The following is a 19,059-nucleotide window of genomic DNA, read 5'->3' as shown; positions in this document are numbered from 1 at the left end:
GGGTCGCGCGGCCGGGGTGCCCGGGCGCGGGTGGTGGTCCTGGGCGGCGGGTACGCCGGACAGCTCGCCGCGCAGGCGCTGGCGGCCCGGACGGACGCGACGGTCACGCTGGTCAACGACGGCGACCGCTTCGTCCAGCGGGTCCGCCTGCACGAGGCGTCGGTCGGTGGTGCCGCGGCGGCCCCCCGGTTCACCGACCTGCTGGCGGGCACCGGCGTGCGGTTCGTCGACGACCGGGCCGAGGGGCTCGACCCCGTCGGCCACCGGGTGGAGCTGCGTGACGGCGGCACGCTGCCCTACGACCTGCTCGTGTACGCCCTCGGCAGCCACGCCGACCCGCTGGCCCTCCCCGGTCCCGTCCAGGACGTCTCGACGGCGGCCGGGGCGGCCCGGCTGCACGACCGGCTCGCCGACGGACCCCGTCGGGTGGCGGTGGTGGGGAGCGGCCTCACCGGCCTGGAGCTCGCCACCGAGCTCGGCGAACACGGCCACCGCGTCACGCTCGTCGGCGCCGGGGCGCTCGAGGACGACCTGTCCGCCCGGGGCGCCCGGCACGTGCGCCGCGTCTGCGCCCGGCTCGGCGTCACCGTCCGCGAGCACGCCCGCGCGGTGGCCGCCGACGAGGACGGCCTCGTTCTGGCGGACGGCTCGCGGGTCACGGCCGACGTCGTCGTCGGGACCGTGGGCTTCGCGGTGCCCAACCTCGCCCGCCGGTCCGGGCTCGCCGTCGACGACGCCGGGCGGGTGCTCGTCGGGCCCGACCTCCGCTCGACCTCGCACGCGGACGTCCTGGCGATCGGCGACGCGGCGGCCGCGACCCGGGCGGACGGCCGGCTCCTCCGCATGGCGTGCGCGACCGGACTCCCCCAGGCCCAGCAGGCCGCGCGCACCGTCGCCGCGCTGCTCGCCGGCACCACGCCGGAGCCGTTGCGCTTCCGGTACGCCGTGCGGTGCGTCAGCCTGGGGCGTCGGGACGGGCTGATCCAGCTGGTGCACGCCGACGACTCGCCCCGGGAGGCCGTGCTGACCGGGCGGCTCGCGGCGGCGGTGAAGGAGGCGGTCGTGGTCAACGCGCTGCGCGTCCAGCGCCACCCCTGGATCCCGACGAGCGCATGAGCTCGGCCTCCGTCGCGCCCGACGATGGTCGAGCTCCGCTGCGCTCCGTCTCCCCCGACGATGGTCGAGCTCCGCTGCGCTCCGTCTCCCCCGACGATGGTCGAGCTCCGCTGCGCTCCGTCTCTCCGAGATCTTCGAGGCCGAACGCGGCCGACTCACCGGGCTCGCCTACCGGATGCTCGGTGAACTGCACGAGGCCCAGGACGTCGTGCAGGACGCGTGGCTGCGGTGGTCCGGCGCCGAGGACGAGGTGCGGGACCCGCCCGCCTGGCTCACCCGCGTCGTCGTCAACCTGTGCCGGAACCGGCTGACCTCGCTGCGGGTCCTGCGCACCGACTACGTCGGGCCCTGGCTGCCGGAGCCGGTGCGCACCGAGGCAGGCCCCGGTGCCACCGACCTCGGGCCGATGGAGACCGCCGAGCAGCGCGAGACCCTCTCGCTCGGGGTGCTCCAGCTGATGGAGGCCCTCTCCCCCGCCGAGCGCGCGGTGTTCGTGCTGCACGAGGCGTTCGGGCATCCGCACGCCGAGGTCGCGACCCTCCTCGACCTGTCCGAGGCGACCGTCCGCCAGCACCTCCACCGGGCGCGGGAGCGGGTGCGCGGCCGGCGCCGCTTCGAGGCGGACCCGGAGCGCGTCGCCGACCTCCTGGCCCGCTTCCTCGCCGCGGCGGCCGGTCAGGACCTCGGCGCCCTGGAGGCGCTGCTGGCCGACGACGCGGTCGCGGTGTCCGACGGCGGCGGCGTGGTGAGCGCGGCGCGGCGGCCGGTGGAGGGCGGCGGACGGGTGGCCCGGTTCGTGGCCGGACTGGCCCGCCAGGCCGCCGCGGCGACGATCGAGGTCGGTCCGGTCAACGGGACGCCCGGCGTGCTCGTCCGGGTCGACGGCGTGCTGACGGTCGTCATGCAGGCGGCCTTCGACGCCGAGACCGGGGCGCTGGTGCGGCTCGCCGCACAGCTCAGTCCGGGCAAGCTGGCCGGTGTGCAGGCAGCATGACCGGATGACCTCACGCGAGGCGGTGGCCGGCCGCTACGGCGAGCACCTCACCGACCGTGACCTGCTCGCCCTCACCGACGACCGGCCCGACCAGGTCCCCGCGCTGCGCCGCCGACCGGAGCTGGTCCTCGACCTGCTCGACCGGCCCGCGGTCGCGGACGCCGTGCTCTCGGCCACGCACGACCCCGGCGAGCGCTTCCGGTACGTCTCGCCGTTCCTCGTGTTCGCCGCGGCCGTGCACCGGACGGCGAACGCGCTCGTCGGCCGGACCTCGGTCCTCGACCGCACCGGGCCGCGCGCCCGGATCCCGGTCCTCGACGGCCCCGTCCTGGCCGCCTTCGCCGCCGATCCCGCCCACCGGCTCTTCCTCGCCGAGCTGCTCGCCTCCTACGCGCGCCTGACGTCGGGCGTGGCCTGGCGCCGCGACGGGCGCGGGCGGCCCCGCGGCCGCCGGTGGGACGAGCTCGACCTGCCCCGGCTCGCCGAGCTGCTCGCCGACACCCCCGAGGACGCCCGTCCCGGCGTCTGGCGCCGGATCGGCGACGGTGCGCTGTTCCTCGCGGGGGTCTTCCCCGAGTACGCCGAGCGCACCTACGGCTCCACCGGGACCCGCCACCTCGGCCGTGCGACCGGGTTCCGGCTCGCGACCGACGGGCCGGTGAGCGACCTGCTCGAGGACCTCGCGGCGCGGGCCTACCGGCAGACCCGGGGCGCCGTCCCGCCCGGCGTCGTCGATTCCCCGCGCTCCGCGCGCCGCCTCCTGACCCTCGTCGCCGACCAGCACCTGCACCACGATTCCGTGATCGGACCCGGCCGGTGAAGGGCGGCCTGCTCCCTCTGCTCGTGATCGTCGCGGTGCCGGCGTTCGTGGTCGGGACGCTGCTCGGCGCCGGTCCCGCTGCCGTCGTCGGGGCGTTCGTCGCGCTGTTCGGGCTCATCACGTCGCTCGGCGGCCCGCTGTGGCCGGACCTGCGCCGGCTCGCCGTCCTCGCCCCGGTCCTGTTCGGCGCGGCGGTCGGGCCCCGCCTGCTCGCCGACCTGTCCCGCCCCGCCGCGTTCGCCCTGATCGTGGTGATCGTGACGGCGGGCGCGCTGCTGCCGCTGCGCGGGTCGCGGTACTCCACGACGGCGCTCGGGCTCGGCATGGTCACGCTGTTCGCCTACGGCATCCCGCTGCTCTCCCCCGCGAGCTCGCGGCAGTTCGTGCTCGCCGCGGCGGCCGGCGTCGTCGTGGCCCTCGTGCTCCGGCTCGCGTTCGGCATCGCCGACCCGTCGAAGCCGACCCGGGCGGCCGTGGCCGACCTGCTCGACGGGGACGGCGACGTCTCCGGGTCGGTCTCGCTGTGGCACGCCGACGGGCGTCGCCGGTGGCTCGGGACGGTGCTGCAGGAGGCCGGGCGCTTCCGGCTCGCCCGCCGCTCGGCCGAGGCGCTGGCCCGACGGTCCGACGCCGAGGACCCGGCCCTCGACGACCTCCGCGCCCGCGCGCACGAGGTGGCCGACCGGGTGCGGGCGAAGCGCAGCGATCCGCCCCGGGCGACCACACCCGACGTCGGGAACAGGCCCCTCGACGCGGCGCACGCCGCGCTGGACGCGATCGACCGGGCGGCCGGTGAGCGGGACGACGCGCCGGTGTCGGTCCCCGCCGAGGCCCGGCGGGACCTCCGCTCGGTGCCGCTGAGCGGGTGGTTGCGGACCGCGCAGGTGCGGCACGCGCTGCGCACGGGGCTCGGCGTCCTGGCCGCGCTGCTGCTCTCGATGCGGCTGCGCCCCGGCGATCCGCTGCTCCCGACGCTGCTCATGACGACGTTCGGCGTGCTGCAGGCGAGCTGGCGCGACACCCTCGGGAAGGCCTGGCCACGGGTGGTCGGGCTAGCCGCGGGCTCGGCGGTGGTGATCGTCGTGATCCTGCTGGTGCCGTCCGCCGCCTACGCCCCGATCGCGGGCGTGGCCTTGGTGATCGGGCTGTCGACGATCACCACGCGGCCGGCGCTGGGGAGCGCGGCGATGGTGTGCATGAGCGTCGCGATGAACTCCTCGCTGCGCCACCTCGACCCGGTCGGGACACTCGTGGAGTACGTGCTGCTGACGGCGGGCGCGCTGGTGATCGCGGTGGTGGTCGGCTTCGCGGTGGTGCCCGGGGTCCGGCCGCCGGTCTTGCGGGCGCGGGTCGAGGAGGCGGTGTCGGCGACGGTGGCCGCGGTGCGGTCCCTCGGCGGGCCCCGGGGCGACGTGGTCGCCGCGCAGCGGAGGGCCCTGCGGGCCACCGCCGACCTCACCCCCGACCACGACCGGCTCACCACCGATCAGCAGGCCGATCTCGACCGCTTCCGCGAAGGCCTCGTCGACCTCCGCGTCCTCGCGACGGCGTCCCTGCTCGACCCCGACCACGAGCACCCCGCCGTCGGACGGTCGCTCGCGGTGCTCGAGGGCACCGCCGAGCCCGGACCCGACGACGGGGTGCTGGTGGCGCTGGCGGGCGAGGTGCGGACGGTGCGGGACCGGCTGGTCTAGTCGCGGTGCGCCCGGTAGGCGTGCACCACCGCGGCGGTGTCCTCCGCCCCGTGGCCGGCGCGGTCGGCGGTGGAGAGCCGGTCGGCGAGCATCGCGAGGAGCCCGGTGAAGGTCCCGGACGAGTGCGCGGCGTCGAGGATCAGGTGGGTGTCCTTGAGGACCCCGTCGACCGCGAACGACGGCTCGAAGTCGCCCTCGACCATGCCCTTGCCCTTGAGCTGCGCGTACGGGCTGTCGAGCGCCTGCCCGTCGATGGTGTCGAGGAAGAGCTGCGGGTCGAGGCCGAGGTCGCCGGCCAGCGCGATCGACTGCGCGACGCCACCCACCACCGTCGACAGCCAGGCGTTCACCACGAGCTTCAGCCGGCTGCCCGTGCCGACGTCACCGGCGTGCACCGTCTTCTGGCCGATGGCGTCGAGCGCCGGCTGCACCCGCTCGACGAGGTCCTTCTCCCCCGAGGCGAGGACCACGAGGTTCCCCTGCTCCGCCGGCCCCTTCGTCCCGACGACGGGGGCGTCGAGGAAGGCGACCCCCGCGTCGGACGCCTGGCGCGCCAGCTTCTCGATCCCGTCGACGCCGACCGTGGAGGTCTGGACCCACACCGTGTCCCCGCCGAAGTGCGGCAGCGCGTCGCTCATCGTGGCCGCCACGGCGTCCGCGTCGAACAGCATCGTGATCACCGCGTCGGCGCCGTCGACCGCCTCGGCCGCGGTGTCGACCACCGTGGCGCCGTCGTCGGCGAGGGGGTCGGCCTTGTCGCGGGTCCGGTTCCACGCGCGGACCGTGTGGCCCTCGCGCAGCAGGCTCCGCGCCATGCCGGAGCCCATCAGTCCCGTCCCCAGTACCGCCACCGTCATGCTCATGGCGCTCGGGTCGCCCGCCGGGCGGTCGGTCACACGTGACGCGCGCCCCGGGCGACCGTCGTGCCGTCCGTTCGTCGTCCCGCTGCTCACCGTGTTCACCGGCGCGCCACCCGGGTCGGGCACGCTTCCGCCGTGCGCCGCCTCCTGCTCACCGCCGTCGCCGCCGTCGCCCTGGCCGGATGTGCGACACCCCGGCCGGCACAACCCGCCGACGGGAACGGGAGCGGGCCGGGACCGTGCTCCCCGAGCACGACCATCGAGTCGTACTCCGACGCGCTCGAGGGACAGACGTTCGAGGGGCAGACCGTCGGCAACCTGTCCGCGCTCGCCGCCCGGTCCGACGGGACGCTCTACGCCCTGTCCGACCGCTCGGTGCTGTTCACCCTCGACGCGTCGGCCACCCGGCCGCTCAGCTCGGTGGTCCTCGCGGACCCCGCCGGGAAGCCGCTCGACTCCGAGTCCCTGGTGATCGATCCGGACGGCACGCTGCTGATCGGCGACGAGTCCGGGCCGCAGGTGCTCCGCTACTCCCCCGACGGTCGGCTGATCGGCGCGCTCCCGATCCCGGCGGACATCGCGGGGCGGACGCAGGACAACGCGACGTTCGAGGGGCTGGCCCGGCAACCCGACGGCACGCTGGTCGCGTCGCTGGAGAAGCCGCTGACCGGCGAGGCCGACACGCGCCTGCTCACCTGGCGGAACGACGTCCCGGGGACCGAGATCCCGATGCCGCTGCCCGCCGACCTCGGCGTCTCGGAGCTGGTCGCGGTGGGCGACGGTCGCCTGCTCGCCCTCGAACGCGGCTACGAGAAGGCCACGGGCAACACCGTGCACCTCCTGCTGGTCGACCCGCGGACGAGCCCCGCGGCCGTGACCGTGCTCGCGGACCTCGGCGCCTGTCCCTCGCTGGGCGCCACGGCGAAGCAGCCGCAGCACAACCCGCTGCTCGACAACATCGAGGGCATGACCATCACGGGACGCGATCCGGACGGCGCCCTCGACCTGCTCCTGGTCAGCGATGACAACGACAGCCCGCAGCAGATCACCCGCACCTACCGGCTGCGGACGGCTCTCTGAGTCGCTCCCGCCTCTCGTCGCGCCCACGGCACCACTGATCGTCGGCGCTCTCAGGTTCGGGGGGTCGTCACCGTGCGCCTCCCTACCGTCGCGCCCCGTGTATCTCGCGAGACGACGGACGCTCTGGACGACGGTGGCAGCGGTGCTGCTGCTGGGGCCGGTGGTGCTGACGGTCTGGCGCGCGGACGGTCGGCCGCTCTCGGTGGTCCTGACGGCGGTCGGCGTCGTGGCACTCGTGACCCTGGCGCTCACGATCGTCGCCCCCGCCCGGCTGCGCACCCTCACGCGGACCTTCGGGATCGACCGCATCATCGGCACCCACCGGTGGCTCGGGATCGTGGCGATCGCCGCGGTCCTGGTGCACCTCGCGGTGGCCGTGGTGCGCTCGCCGAAGCTGTGGAACCCGTTCACGGCCTCGCTGTCGATCCAATGGGGCTGGTGGGCGACGGCGGCGATGCTGTCGGTGGGCCTCGTCGCGGCCTGGGGTCGGCGCTCCGGGCGCCGGTACGAGGTGTGGGCGCGGGCGCACGTGCTGCTAGCGGCCGCTGCGATCGTGCTGGCCGGGCTGCACGTGTTCTGGCTCGGCCACCTGCTGGAGGACCCGGTGCTGCGGGTCGTCCTCTCCGCGTTGACCCTCGGGTTCCTCGCCGTGCTGTTCCTGCGGTGGGTGTGGCGGCCGCTGTTCTCCCGCGACGGCGCCTACGTCGTCTACGGCGTGCGCCCGGAGGGTCCGTCGACGGCGACGCTCGTGCTCGCCCCGGTGCACCTGCACCGCGGCATGCGCTTCCACGCGGGCCAGTTCGTGTGGCTCCGACTGCGCCGCTCGGTGCTGGGCAGCGAGGAGCACCCCTTCACCATCGCCTCGTCCGCGCAGGTCACGGGTCGCCTCGAGCTCACCGTCCGCGGCAGCGGGGACTTCTCGACCACGTTGGCGTCGCTCCCGCCGGGCTCGCGGGTCTGGCTCGACGGCCCGCACGGCTCCTTCAGCGCCGCCCCGGAGGCGCCCGGGCTCGTGCTCGTCGCCGGGGGCGTCGGCATCACGCCCATGATGTCGATGCTGCGCACCCTCGCGGACTCCGACGACCCGCGTCCGGTGCACATGGTCGTCGCCCAGCGCCCCGACGAACCGCTCTTCGAGCCCGAGCTCGCCTCGCTCGCCCGACGTCTCGACCTGCGGATCACCCGGACCTCCGGACGGCGGGTCGACGCCGGACTGCTCGACGACGTCGTCCCGGGCCGCGGCCGCCGCCACCTCGACTGGTTCGTGTGCGGCTCGCCGTCGCTGCTCACCGGCTCGCTCGCGGCGATCGAACAGCTCGGGGTCCCGGCCGAGCGGATCCACAGCGAGCAGTTCGGCTGGTCGGGCGCGATCCCGGTGCAGGGCACCCGCCGTCGGGAGTCCGCGCGATGATCGCGACGTGAGCGACGAGCACAACGCGAGGATCCGGGAGCAGTTCCGGCTCCAGGCCCCGACCTTCACCGACACCGGCGTGTTCGCGAGCAACCTCGACTGGATCGTCGACCTGCTCGCACCGGAGCCCGGCGAGCAGGCCCTGGACGTGGCCTGCGGGGCGGGGCACCTCGGCCGTGCCCTCGCACCGCGACTCGCCCACGTGAGTGCACTCGACCTCACCCCGGAGATGCTCGCCCACGGCGACCGCATCGCCCGCGACGCCGACCTGCGCAACATCTCCTTCGCGGTGGGCGACGCCACGGCCCTCCCCTGGCTCGACGCCCAGTTCGACCTGGTGGTCTGCCGGCTCACCCTCCACCAGGTGGCCGACCCGGCCGCGGTCGTGCGCGAGATGGTCCGCGTCGTCCGGCCCGACGGTCGGGTCGGCATCACCGACCTCGTCCTCGACGACGCCGACCCGGATCTGATCGACCGCAACACCCACCTCGAGCGGCTCCGGGATCCCAGCCACGGCCGGACACTGAGCACCGACGAGATCCACGGGCTGCTCACCGACGCGGGCGCCACACCCGTCTCCACCGATCGGCGCGACAACCCGCTCGACGTCGAGGACTGGATGGAGCGCAGCCGCACCCCCGAGGTCGACCGGGAGGAGATCCGGCGCCAGCTCGACGCGGAGCTCGCCGGCGGCCCGGCCACGGGACTGCGCCCGTCCCTCTCCGGCGACGTCCGCTCGATGACACACGTCTGGGCCACCGTTCTCGCGGAGCCCCGTCCTCGGTGATCGGACGCGCTCATGCGATCCGCTGCCAGGGGCGGTTGTGTCTCGGTGTTCGGGTGGGGTCGAGCCAGGCCGGTGGGGTGAACCAGGGCAGGTGGTCGATCATCGCGATGTCCCATCCGGCGTGGTGGACCAGGTCGTGGTGGTTCCGGCAGAGGCAGACCAGGTTGTCCAGGGCGGTGTCGCCGCCGTGGGCCCAGTGGGTGATGTGGTGGGCCTGGGTGGTGCGGGCTCGCCGGCGGCAGCCGGGGAACGCGCAGTGCCGGTCGCGGTGGACCACGGCGCGGAGGATCCCGGCGGGGACGGCGCGGGTCTTGCGGCCGATGTCGAGGACCTCGCCCTTCGACCCGAGCACGACCGGGATGATCTCGGCGTCGCAGGCCAATCGACGGGCGGTCTCGGGGCGGATCCAGGTGGAGTCCCCGAGCAGCGCGAGCGCCTGGTGGGCGTCGCTGGGTTGTTGGCGCAACGTCTCGTAATCCAGGGTGACGGTGAGGGTGACCCGCTCCCGCCCGGGCAGTGACATCGCGTCGAAGTTCGGCGGGGTCCACGGCTTCTGTGGCGGCGGTTCGACCTCGGGCTCATCGACGGCCTGATCGTCCGGCCCCTGTGAGTCCGGCTGCCTGGGGTCATCGTCGACGGCCGGGTCTTTGGCGGTCTCGTCGTCGACGGTCTCGTCGGCCTGGGCGGCCTCGGTGTCGGGTGCGGGTTCGGTGGGCCAGGCGGTGGTGTCGCCGTGGTCGTCGAGGTCGGGGAGCGGCATGGAGGCGGTGGGGCTGCCGGGGTGCTGCTCGTCCTCGCTGTGGTCGAGCCCGGCGTGGTGGCTCGCGGCGGTCAGGTCGAGCAGTCCGGTGGCCTGCCGGTTGGGCTTGGAGTCGCGGGCCTCGACCCGCGGATCGACCCCCACCCGACGCCCGCCGTCTGGATCGTCGGCGACGGGTGGGAGCCCGGTGTCGGGATCGGCGGTCACCGCCGACGCCGGAGCGGGTGTCGCGGCGCGGATGGCGTCGTCGAACAACGCCGCCGCGGCCGGCTCACGCAGCACCAATTTGGCGTGGAGGTCGCCGTTGCGGCGCTTGGTCAGGTGCAGCTCGTTGCCGATCGGGTCGTCGTCCTTCGGGCGCGCACCGTCGGGATCGAGCCGGTCGGCGACCGTCTTCGCCGCCGACGCCAACGCTCGCGGCGAGTGGGTGGCGGCGAGGGTGGCGAGCTGCTCCTCAGCCACGGCGAGGACCGTCTCGTCGAGGTCGTCGACCTTCCGGAGCCGGTCCATCGTCTTGCTGATGATCTCGACGTGCGCCTCGTCGATCACCCCGTCATCCACCGCCGCACTGGTGGCGGGCAGCTGGGCGGGGGTGGTCGCCCCGGTCGGGGTGAGGTGCGGGTGCAGGGCCTCGGCGTGCCGGTCGAGCATCGCGACGGTCTTGGGGTCGAGCCGGACGTGGTCCTCCAACAACCGCGGCAGCCGTTGGTAGCGCGTCTCGGCCAGCACGTCGCTGGCCCGTAATGCCGTCACCGCCCGGTACAGCCGGGCCCCGGCCAGCCGGTGTGCGGTGGTCGCGGCGTCGACCTCGTCGAGCACCGCCTGCGAGGACGCGGACACCCCGTCCGTCGAATCGGTAGCGGTGTCGGTGACCCCGGGGACCGCCCAGCCCGGTTCCGGCGCGGTCGTTCCGAGGACAGGCTCGGCGGGCTCGTCGTCGTGCCAGCCGTCGTTCTGGACGGGCGGGGAGATGCTCTCCCACCAGGCCGCTTCCTCGTCGGAGAGCGGGACGAACACGGGCTCGTCGTGGTCCTCGGGTTCCCACGGCGGCTCGGGCTCGGGCCCCGCCCAGGGGTCCCACGCCGCGTCGATCGCCATGCACTCAGTATCGAACACCAGTTCGAGAAGATCAACCGGCGAACGGAGCAACTTCGACGCCGCCATACGCCGGACACGCCACTCGGGGCCCTCGCCTCCGGCGGGCTAGGGTCCGCGGGTGCCCGACCTCTGGACCGACGAGCGGATCGCGGCACTGCCGAGCTGGTCGGTGATCCGCACCCACCTGCTGCTCGCCCCGCGGCTGTTCCGCACGCTCGCGCCGGTGGGACTCACGCCCACCCAGTTCGGCGTCCTCGTCCAGCTCGACAACACCCCCGGCGCGACCTCGTCCGAGCTCGCCCGCCGTTGCCTCATGACCCCGCAGAGCATGAGCGAGCTGCTGCCGGGACTGGAGAGCGCCGGCTACGTCGAGCGCGCGGCCTCCGGTCGCGGCCGACCCGCACCGGTCCACCTCACCGATTCCGGCCGGAACGTCCTCGCGCGCGCCACGCCCCTCGTCGAGGAGGCCGACCGACCCGAGGCCCTCGGGCTCGACGCCGACGAACTCGCCACGCTCACCGGGCTGCTCGGCCGGATCGCCCGAGCCGTCGAGGTTTCAGGACCCTGAAACCGCGGGCACCTGATGCCCGTGGCGTCCCTGGTCGGCAAGCGCACCCGCCAGCTCCTGGTGTTCGTCCACGTCGTCGTCTCGCTCGGCTGGATGGGCGCAGGCGCCGCGAACGTCGTCCTCACCTCGACGGCGGCCGTGACGGACGACGTCGAACTGCGGCGGGCCTGCTACCTGCTCGTCTCGACGATCGACCTCTGGCTCGTCATCCCGGGCGCCTTCCTCGCGCTCGCCACCGGCGTCGTGTTGTCCCTCGTGACGCCGTGGGGACTCGTCACGTACTGGTGGGTGCTGGTCAAGCTCGTCCTCACCGTCGCCGTGATCCTCTACAGCACCTTCTTCGTCGGGGTGTGGGTCGAGCAGAGCGTCGCCCTCGGCACGTCCCCCAGCCCGGTCGCCGTGCCGCTCGTGGTCGGGCCGCTGGTCAGCATGGCGGCCTTCCTGCTCATGACGTGGGCCTCGGTCGCCAAGCCGTGGGGACGGACGCCGTGGCGTCGTCGCACGTCGACACGGGTGCTCGCCGCGGCCTGACGCGCGCGACTCAGCAGAGCAGGCCCCATTCGGCCGCCGTCCGGGCGGCGGCGACCCGGTTGCGGCCCCCGGTCTTGGCCAGGATGTGCTCGACGTGCGTGGCGACCGTCCGCGCGCCGATGCCGAGGTGCGCGCCGATCTCGGCGTTGCTGCACCCCTCGGCCAGGCGCACGAGGACCTGCAGCTCCCGCGTGCTGAGACCCGCCGGTGCCGCCGTCTCGCCGTACAGGACCACGATGTCGGGGCCGGAGCGATACACCTCGACGTCGTACACGGCGCCCCGGTGCACGAGCAGCCGACGGAGAGGTCCTCCCCGCAGCCGAGCGGCCGTAGCCCGCAGCGGTGAGGGCTCCTCCAGCAGATCACGGCGGGCATCGGCCGTCAGGGCACCGATCCTGCCGTCCGACCCGAGCCGCAGCCCCTCGGTGTTCCCGTCGTCGAGCCGGCGGACCGGGGCGCCCGGCACCGGCGTCGGGTCCAGTGCCGTGCCGAGCTGGGGCGCGAGCAGCACGAGCAGCGTCATCGCCTCGTCGTCGGGACGGCTCGTGTCGAGCGTGCTCGCGTTCAACATGCCGACGTAGCGTCCGTCGGGTGCGAACAGACACTGGGTGACGCCGTCCCGGAAGCCGTGCGGCGTGATGACGGTGTCGAAGACGTCGCCGGAGCGCTGCGCGGGGCTCAGATCGCGCACCCGGACCGGTTCGCCGCGGCGGCGCACGACGGTGAACAGCGGCTCGGTGTGCATCGTGACCTCGAGGAACCCGGTGACGACCTCCGGGTACGACGAGGTGAGCGTCCGGTGTCGACGGGCGACCGGATCCCAGATCGAGAGCGCGAGGCAGTCCGACCGCACGACCTGCCGCAGCCCGTCGGCGAGGTGCGCGGGCGGTGGGTGCCCGTCGCGTCGGCGCAGGGACTCGCCGAGCTCCCGGGCGGCGGCCAGAGCGGTCACCACCGGAGCGTCGACCACGCGTGGCCGGTCCGTCAATCGACGGATGGCAGGCCCGTCGGCGGCTCCTAGCGTCCGCGGCGGACCTGTTCGGAAGGGGAACGACGATGAAACCGAGTGAGTACGCCGAGCTGGACGCGACCGCACTGGCGGCGATGATCCGGACCGGGGAGGTCGGCGACGCCGAGGTGCTCCAGGCGGCCACCGAGGCCCTGGAGGCGGTTCAGCCAGCCGTCAACGCGCTGGTCAGCGGACCGTGGGACACCCCGCTCGACCATGCACCCGACGGTCCCTTCGCCGGCGTCCCGTTCGCGATCAAGGACCTCATCGCCCATGCGGCCGGCGTCCCCACGCGCTCGGGCAGCAGGCTGCTCGGCGCGGGTGTCCCGATGCCCACCGACACCCACCTCGTCACGCGCTTCCGCCGTGCCGGGCTCGCGACCCTCGGGTTGACCGCGACCCCCGAGTTGGGTTTCAACGCCAACACGGAGCCCGTGGCCACCGGCTCGGTCCGCAACCCGTGGGACCTGCACCGCAGCCCCGGCGGCTCCAGCGGCGGTGCGGCCGCACTCGTGGCGGCGCGGGCGCTGCCGGTCGCCCACGGCAACGACGGCGGCGGGTCGATCCGGATCCCGGCAGCGGCCTGCGGGCTCGTGGGACTCAAGCCCAGCCAGGGACGGACCAGCCCGGGACCGGACTACGGCGACCCCCTGCTGGGCCTGGGCGTCGAGTTCGTCCTGACCCGATCGGTGCGCGACTGCGCCGGCCTCCTCGACGCCGTCCACGGCTACGAGCCCGGCGACCGCTACCGGCTACCTGACCCGGCGCGGCCCTATGTCGAGGAGGTCGACGCGGGGAGCCGACCACTGCGGATCGCCCTGCACACGGAGCCGTTCTCGGGCCACGGCGTGGTGGACCCCCGCTGCGTCGATGCGGTGGAGTCGGCCGGCCGGACGCTCGAGGCACTCGGCCACCACGTCGAGCGCGCCGCGCCCGCTGTCGAAGCTGCGGCCTTCGACGATGCGAACTTCATCGCGTGGTGCTCCTTCCTCGCCGACGGCATCGACATCATCGGCGCAGCGCTCGGTGTCACCCCGGGCCCGGACCAGCTGGAGTCGACGACGCGGGCTTGCGCGGAGTACGGCCGGACCCTGCGCGCCGCGGACATCTACGCCGCCGAGCGCGTCTTCAATATCGTCCGCCGGACCCTCGGGGTGTTCCACCAGCAGTACGACGTCGTCCTCACCCCGACGATGAACGCGCCCAACACGGCCGCCGGGTACCTGAACGCGGACGACCCGACACTCGACGCCCGCGGCTGGTACGACCACATCTTCAGCACGGCCGGGTTCACCGCGCTCTCCAACGTCACGGGCAACCCGGCGATCTCCCTACCGCTCGGGACGACGGAGGAGAACTGGCCCATCGGGGTCCAGGTCATGGCGCCGTACGCCGACGAGGCCACGCTGCTCGGTCTCGCAGGCGACCTGGAGCGGGCCCTGCCCTGGCAGGACCGCCGTCCGGGGACCGTCGTCGGCTGATCCCGGCCTGACACGCCCGCCTGACGTCGGGCACGGGAGGCTCCTCCCCGTGAGCTACGTGCGACGGGGACCGTGGACCTGCGGGTTCCTCGTCGTCCTGCTCGTCGCGCACGCCTGGTTCACGTTCTCCCCCGCGGCGGACGGCGCGGTCGCCTGGCTCTCGACGAACCTCGAAAACCTCGCACGACACCCGGTGGGATCGCTGGTCGGGAGTGCCGTCGTCACCGACGGCCCGCTGCTCGACCCCGGCCTGCTGATCACGTTGTGGCTCGGCATCGGGGTCGCGCTCTGGTGGATCGAGGCGCACCGAGGCGCGGGCCGGGCCGCCACGGTCTTCCTGGGCGGTCACGTCGGGGCGACCCTGCTGACCGCAGCCGTCCTCGTCGTGGCACTGCGCTCCGGGCGCTACCCCGACGACACCCGCTCCGCCGTCGACGTCGGCATCTCCTACGGCGCGCAGGCGGCGCTCGCGGCCCTCGTCGTCGCCCTGCCGCGGAAGGCGTGGGCGCCGTGGGTGCTGTTCGTCCTGGGGTGGCCGATCGCCGACGCCGAGTGGTTCGGCCTGCTGCCCGACTTCACCACCGTCGGGCACCTCATCGCGGCGGCGATCGGGTTCGTCCTGGCCGCGACGCTGCTCAGAACGCCACGACCGACTTCGTGATCTGACCCTGCGCGAGGACGACGCCGTCGGTCTCGCGCTCCGCGGTGACCCCCACGAAGGCGAGGGCGCGGGTCCGGCGGACGAGCTCTGCGCGGACCCGGACCCGCTGCCCGACGGTCGCCGCGCGCAGGTACTGCGTCGAGCTCTGGTGGGTGACGGCGTGCTCGGCGACGGTCAGCGTGGGCAGGACGGCGAGGTAGCCGGCGAGCTCGAACGCCGCGGCCAGCGCCGAGGCGTGCAGCGTCGCGGCCGGGGTGACCGCGATCCCGGCGACCTCGAGCGCCACCCCGCGCAGCGGGTCCCCGGGGTCGACGAACTCGAGCCCGAGGGCATCGGGCAGCGCTACCGCGAGGGCGGCGTCGGCGCGGGCGAGCAGGGCGTCTCCGTCGAGCAGCTGGGCCATGGTCGGAAGCCTCGGGCGACCCGTCGTCGGGAAGATGGCGGGACGACGACCTCCGGTCGACGTTCACCTGTCGGTCACCTCGCCCCTCCATGATCGCGACCGTGACACCGGACCGAGACGAGCTCGCCGACCTCGCGGGCGTGCCGATCGAGCAGCTCTCCGTCGACACCGACGGTGCCGAGGACGACGACCCCGCCCTGCTGGGCCCCGACGGCCGGGTGATCGACACCTGGCGCGAGGGCTATCCCTACGAGCAGCGGCTGGACCGTCGGGAGTACGAGGAGCAGAAGCGGCTCCTGCAGATCGAGCTGCTCAAGCTGCAGGCGTGGGTGAAGGACACCGGGCAGAAGATCGTGCTGCTCTTCGAGGGGCGGGACGCCGCGGGCAAGGGCGGGACGATCAAGCGGTTCACCGAGCACCTCAACCCGCGCGGCACCCGGGTCGTGGCGCTGGAGAAGCCGACCGACCGCGAGCGGACCCAGTGGTACTTCCAGCGCTACGTGGTCCACCTGCCCGCGGCCGGGGAGATCGTGCTGTTCGACCGGTCCTGGTACAACCGCGCCGGCGTCGAGCGCGTGATGGGCTACGCCGAGCCGCGCCAGTACATGGAGTTCATGCGCGAGACCCCGGACCTCGAGCGGATGCTCGTGCGCAGCGGGATCCACCTGGTCAAGTTCTGGTTCTCGGTGTCGCAGTCCGAGCAGCGCACGCGGTTCCTCATCCGCCAGGTCGACCCCGTGCGCCGCTGGAAGCTCTCCCCCAACGACCTCGCCTCGATCCACCGCTGGGACGACTACACCGCGGCCAAGGAGGCGATGTTCTTCTACACCGACACCGCCGACGCGCCGTGGACGGTGGTGAAGTCGAACGACAAGAAGCGGGCCCGCCTGGAGGCGATCCGGCACGTCCTGCACCGCTTCGACTACCCGGAGAAGGACCCGGAGGTCGCCTACGCGGCCGACCCCGCCGTCGTCGGGCCGGCCTCGGAGCTCTTCGAGCACGGCGAGGAGTCCGCCCGCCAGGCGCCGCCGTTGCGCTGACCGGACGCGTCACGGGAACCGGACCGGCACCACCGCGGAGGGCTGCCGCGACGGTGCCGGTCGGTCCGCCTACAGCTTGTGCAGCTTCGGCTTCGTGTAGGCGGTGACGGCGGCGGCCAGCGCCTCGTCGGCCTGCTGACGGCGGGTCCGCGCGCCCACGTGCAGCACGCCGTAGGTGAAGCTCGGCTCGCCCGCCCGGTGGGCCAGGTCGGCGAGGTCGACCAGCCAGTGCGCGGCCGACTCGCTGCGCCGCCGTTCCACCAGCGCCGTGGCCAGCGCGTCGGCCGCCCGCGCGAGCTTGCGGGCGTCCTTGCCGAGGACGGGCTGGGTGACGCGGGCCGTCGTCGCGACGGTGGACGCCGCGGTGATCACCGGGGCGAGCTGCGGGTCGCCCGCGCGGTCCGACCCGCGGGCCTCCGTCACCGCCGCGTCGGCGGCCTGGCGGGCGGCCTCGTCGGCCGTGGTCAACGTCCGGGCCAGCACCGCGGCGGTCTGCTTCGGCTTCGTGCCGGCGATCGGGGCGGTGAGCACGAGCCGGTCGGCGTGCTCGACCAGGCTCGCCCACTCGGGCTGCGTGAGCATCGTGGCGACGGCGTCCCGGCGCTCCGTGGTCCGCTCCGACACGACGAGGCGCAGCCGCTGCTCCACCGGGCCGAGACGCAGCGACGGGTCCAGCCCGCCGAGGAGGTCCTCGAGCACCCCGACGGTCTCCTCCAGGCCGTGCGCCTCGTCCACGATCGACCGGGCCCACGCGAGCTCCGCGCGCAGCGCCGTGACGTCCGGGCCCTCGATCAACGGCGCGAACCCGCTCACCACCGCGTCCAGGTCCGCCAGCACCTCGGCGAGGCCCTCGACGTCGATCCCGGCCGCCACGACCGAGTCGTCCTCGTCGTCGTCCTCGAGGTCCTCGGCGTCATCGGCGTCATCGGCGTCCGGCACCTCCGACGGCGCGGCCGACACGGTCACCGAGGTGCCACCGTCCTCGTCCTCGTCCCCGGCGTCGGAATCGGCCACCTCGGCGTCGACCACCTCGGCGTCGTCGACCGACGGCACCGGCTCGTCGGACTCGAACTCCACCGCGGCGTGCAGGGCGGCGACCCGCTCCCGGATCGCGGCGAGCACGAGGGTCGACGCCGTCACCGACGCGGCCTTGGTCTTCCCCCCGGACTTCTTCGCCGCGGACTTCTTCGCCGCGGACTTCTTCGCCTCGGGCTTGTTCTTCGCCTTGGTCTTCGTCTTGGCCACGAGCGCATCCTTACCCCGTCACCCGCCCCCGGGCACAGGGCCGGGCGCATCGATCCGGCGACGTCGACGGCTGTTCACCGTGCCGTTCGGTCGGGAGGTCCACGATCATGGACGTGACCCCGCCTGAAACCCCCCGGGCCGGCAGCGGCCTGGACGCCGTGCTCGTGCCCACCTTCACCGCCGAGCCCGGCTCGATGCCCTCCACCCGACTCCCGGACCACGAGCTCGACCCGGAGGTCGCCCACCAGTTGGTGCACGACGAGCTCATGCTCGACGGCAACTCCCGGCTCAACCTCGCCACGTTCGTCACCACGTGGATGGAGCCGCACGCCGCGGCGCTCATGGCGTCCTGCGCGGACAAGAACATGATCGACAAGGACGAGTACCCGCGGACCGCCGAGCTCGAGCAGCGCTGCGTCCGGATGCTCGCCGACCTCTGGCACGCCCCCGACCCCTCGACCGCGCCCGGGACGTCGACCGCGGGGTCGAGCGAGGCCTGCATGCTCGCCGGGCTCGCCCTCAAGCGGCGCTGGATCGCCCGCGGGGCCGGGACGGGGCGCCCGAACATCGTGATGGGCGGCAACGTCCAGGTCTGCTGGGACAAGTTCGCCAACTACTTCGAGGTCGAGCCGCGCCTCGTGCCGATGGCCGGTGACCGCTTCCACCTCGACGCCGCGACGGCCCTGGAGCACGTCGACGAGAACACGATCGGCGTCGTCGCCATCCTCGGGTCGACCTTCGACGGCAGCTACGAGCCGGTCGCCGACATCTGCGCGGCGCTGGACCGGCTCGCGGCCGACGGCGGCCCCGACGTCCCGGTGCACGTCGACGGCGCCTCGGGCGCGATGGTCGCACCGTTCCTCGACCCCGACCTCGTCTGGGACTTCCGGCTCCCGCGGGTCGCGTCGATCAACACCTCGGGGCACAAGTACGGCCTCGTCTACCCGGGGCTCGGCTGGGTGGCCTTCCGCGACACCGACGCGCTGCCCGAGGAGCTCGTCTACCGCGTGAACTACCTCGGCAGCGAGCTCGCCACCTTCACGCTCAACTTCTCCCGCCCGGGCGCCCCGGTCGCCGCGCAGTACTACCAGTTCCTGCGCCTGGGCCGGGACGGCTACACGCGGGTGCAGCGGCACTGCCGGGAGGTCGCGACGGCGCTCGCCGACCGGATCGCCGACCTCGGCCCGTTCGAGCTGCTCACCCGGGGCGACGAGCTGCCGGTCTTCGCGACCCGCCTGCGCGACGACGTGACCCACTACAGCGTCTTCGACGTCTCGGCCGGGCTGCGGGAGCACGGCTGGCAGGTCCCGGCCTACACCTTCCCCGCCGACCGCACCGACCTCGCCGTGCTCCGCTTCGTCATCCGCAACGGCTTCACCCACTCCCTCGCGGCCCAGCTCCTCGCCGACCTCACGACCGTCCTCGGTCGACTCGACCGGCAGAAGGAGTCGATCCGGACGGCGGAGGAGGACAGCTCCTTCGCGCACACGGGCCGGTAGAC

18 protein-coding genes are annotated in these 19,059 nt (G+C 74.1%); 13 read left to right on the top strand and 5 right to left on the bottom strand.

Going from position 1 to position 19,059, the window contains the following annotated elements:
• Positions 1-30 precede the first annotated feature (30 nt).
• From BJ983_RS06635 to BJ983_RS06620, 4 genes are all read left to right on the top strand, one after another.
• Positions 31-1,116, top strand: a complete 1,086-nt coding sequence (locus BJ983_RS06635) for an NAD(P)/FAD-dependent oxidoreductase (RefSeq protein ID WP_343053816.1) — start codon at positions 31-33, stop codon at positions 1,114-1,116.
• Between the two features lie 130 nt (positions 1,117-1,246).
• On the top strand, positions 1,247-2,110 hold the full coding sequence (locus BJ983_RS06630; protein WP_179797428.1) for a sigma-70 family RNA polymerase sigma factor: 864 nt from the start codon (positions 1,247-1,249) through the stop codon (positions 2,108-2,110).
• 4 nt (positions 2,111-2,114) lie between these two features.
• Positions 2,115-2,930 carry a hypothetical protein gene (locus BJ983_RS06625; protein ID WP_179793096.1) on the top strand — a complete coding sequence of 272 codons (816 nt, stop codon included), beginning with the start codon at positions 2,115-2,117 and terminating at the stop codon, positions 2,928-2,930.
• Positions 2,931-2,953: 23 nt separating this feature from the next.
• Positions 2,954-4,624, top strand: coding sequence for an FUSC family protein (locus tag BJ983_RS06620; protein ID WP_179793095.1), 1,671 nt, complete (start codon positions 2,954-2,956; stop codon positions 4,622-4,624).
• Here the strand turns inward: BJ983_RS06620 and BJ983_RS06615 are convergent.
• A complete protein-coding gene (locus BJ983_RS06615) occupies positions 4,621-5,487 on the bottom strand; it encodes an NAD(P)-dependent oxidoreductase (protein ID WP_179793094.1) in 867 nt (288 codons plus the stop codon). The two genes, BJ983_RS06620 and BJ983_RS06615, sit on opposite strands and share 4 nt — an antisense overlap.
• A 132-nt stretch (positions 5,488-5,619) precedes the next feature.
• On the opposite strand from BJ983_RS06615, the gene BJ983_RS06610 reads away from it, so the two are divergent.
• From BJ983_RS06610 to BJ983_RS06600, 3 genes are all read left to right on the top strand, one after another.
• The gene (locus tag BJ983_RS06610) at positions 5,620-6,564 is read left to right on the top strand and encodes an esterase-like activity of phytase family protein (RefSeq protein ID WP_179793093.1); all 945 of its coding nucleotides are present in this window, start codon (positions 5,620-5,622) and stop codon (positions 6,562-6,564) included.
• Positions 6,565-6,661: 97 nt separating this feature from the next.
• Entirely contained in the window at positions 6,662-7,975 is a 1,314-nt protein-coding gene (locus BJ983_RS06605) for a ferredoxin reductase family protein (RefSeq protein WP_343053814.1), read from the top strand.
• A 7-nt stretch (positions 7,976-7,982) separates the two neighbouring features.
• A complete protein-coding gene (locus tag BJ983_RS06600) occupies positions 7,983-8,762 on the top strand; it encodes a methyltransferase domain-containing protein (protein WP_179793092.1) in 780 nt (259 codons plus the stop codon).
• Positions 8,763-8,772: 10 nt separating this feature from the next.
• On the opposite strand, the gene BJ983_RS06595 is transcribed toward BJ983_RS06600, so the two are convergent.
• Positions 8,773-10,620 carry an HNH endonuclease signature motif containing protein gene (locus BJ983_RS06595; protein ID WP_179793091.1) on the bottom strand — a complete coding sequence of 616 codons (1,848 nt, stop codon included), beginning with the start codon at positions 10,618-10,620 and terminating at the stop codon, positions 8,773-8,775.
• A gap of 118 nt (positions 10,621-10,738) precedes the next feature.
• Between BJ983_RS06595 and BJ983_RS06590 the strand changes: the two genes are divergently transcribed.
• A complete protein-coding gene (locus BJ983_RS06590) occupies positions 10,739-11,188 on the top strand; it encodes a MarR family transcriptional regulator (protein ID WP_179793090.1) in 450 nt (149 codons plus the stop codon).
• Between the two features lie 15 nt (positions 11,189-11,203).
• The gene (locus BJ983_RS06585; RefSeq protein WP_218890139.1) at positions 11,204-11,719 is read left to right on the top strand and encodes a hypothetical protein; all 516 of its coding nucleotides are present in this window, start codon (positions 11,204-11,206) and stop codon (positions 11,717-11,719) included.
• 10 nt (positions 11,720-11,729) lie between these two features.
• Here BJ983_RS06585 and BJ983_RS06580 read toward each other — a convergent pair whose 3' ends face one another.
• The gene (locus tag BJ983_RS06580) at positions 11,730-12,671 is read right to left on the bottom strand and encodes a LuxR C-terminal-related transcriptional regulator (protein ID WP_179793089.1); all 942 of its coding nucleotides are present in this window, start codon (positions 12,669-12,671) and stop codon (positions 11,730-11,732) included.
• 104 nt (positions 12,672-12,775) lie between these two features.
• On the opposite strand from BJ983_RS06580, the gene BJ983_RS06575 reads away from it, so the two are divergent.
• Positions 12,776-14,209, top strand: coding sequence for an amidase (locus BJ983_RS06575; RefSeq protein WP_179793088.1), 1,434 nt, complete (start codon positions 12,776-12,778; stop codon positions 14,207-14,209).
• 49 nt (positions 14,210-14,258) lie between these two features.
• Positions 14,259-14,870: a rhomboid-like protein gene (locus tag BJ983_RS06570; RefSeq protein WP_179793087.1), complete on the top strand. Its 612-nt coding sequence runs from the start codon at positions 14,259-14,261 to the stop codon at positions 14,868-14,870.
• Here the strand turns inward: BJ983_RS06570 and BJ983_RS06565 are convergent.
• Positions 14,845-15,273, bottom strand: coding sequence for a PaaI family thioesterase (locus tag BJ983_RS06565; RefSeq protein WP_179793086.1), 429 nt, complete (start codon positions 15,271-15,273; stop codon positions 14,845-14,847). The two genes, BJ983_RS06570 and BJ983_RS06565, sit on opposite strands and share 26 nt — an antisense overlap.
• 89 nt (positions 15,274-15,362) lie before the next feature.
• Here BJ983_RS06565 and ppk2 point away from each other — a divergent pair, with 89 nt between their 5' ends.
• On the top strand, positions 15,363-16,313 hold the full coding sequence (gene ppk2, locus BJ983_RS06560) for a polyphosphate kinase 2 (RefSeq protein ID WP_179793085.1): 951 nt from the start codon (positions 15,363-15,365) through the stop codon (positions 16,311-16,313).
• Between the two features lie 69 nt (positions 16,314-16,382).
• Here the strand turns inward: ppk2 and BJ983_RS06555 are convergent, their stop codons facing one another.
• On the bottom strand, positions 16,383-17,558 hold the full coding sequence (locus BJ983_RS06555) for a CHAD domain-containing protein (protein WP_179793084.1): 1,176 nt from the start codon (positions 17,556-17,558) through the stop codon (positions 16,383-16,385).
• Positions 17,559-17,665: 107 nt separating this feature from the next.
• Here BJ983_RS06555 and gad point away from each other — a divergent pair, with 107 nt between their 5' ends.
• Positions 17,666-19,057, top strand: coding sequence for a glutamate decarboxylase (gene gad / locus BJ983_RS06550; RefSeq protein ID WP_179793083.1), 1,392 nt, complete (start codon positions 17,666-17,668; stop codon positions 19,055-19,057).
• Positions 19,058-19,059 lie beyond the last annotated feature (2 nt).

The sequence above is a fragment of the Actinomycetospora corticicola genome (assembly GCF_013409505.1).
Lineage (GTDB): Bacteria > Actinomycetota > Actinomycetes > Mycobacteriales > Pseudonocardiaceae > Actinomycetospora > Actinomycetospora corticicola.
Note: the sequence above shows the minus strand (reverse complement) of the source record. Positions and strands in the feature narration are given on the sequence as shown.

Bases quoted from the DNA above. Each gene is read 5' to 3' on its own strand.
- BJ983_RS06625 (WP_179793096.1), top strand. From the start codon at position 2,115: ATGACCTCACGCGAGGCGGTGGCCGGCCGCTACGGCGAGCACCTCACC.
- BJ983_RS06615 (WP_179793094.1), bottom strand. From the start codon at position 5,487: ATGAGCATGACGGTGGCGGTACTGGGGACGGGACTGATGGGCTCCGGC.
- BJ983_RS06595 (WP_179793091.1), bottom strand. From the start codon at position 10,620: ATGGCGATCGACGCGGCGTGGGACCCCTGGGCGGGGCCCGAGCCCGAG.
- BJ983_RS06585 (WP_218890139.1), top strand. From the start codon at position 11,204: ATGCCCGTGGCGTCCCTGGTCGGCAAGCGCACCCGCCAGCTCCTGGTG.
- BJ983_RS06575 (WP_179793088.1), top strand. From the start codon at position 12,776: ATGAAACCGAGTGAGTACGCCGAGCTGGACGCGACCGCACTGGCGGCG.
- BJ983_RS06565 (WP_179793086.1), bottom strand. From the start codon at position 15,273: ATGGCCCAGCTGCTCGACGGAGACGCCCTGCTCGCCCGCGCCGACGCC.
- ppk2 (WP_179793085.1), top strand. From the start codon at position 15,363: ATGATCGCGACCGTGACACCGGACCGAGACGAGCTCGCCGACCTCGCG.
- gad (WP_179793083.1), top strand. From the start codon at position 17,666: ATGGACGTGACCCCGCCTGAAACCCCCCGGGCCGGCAGCGGCCTGGAC.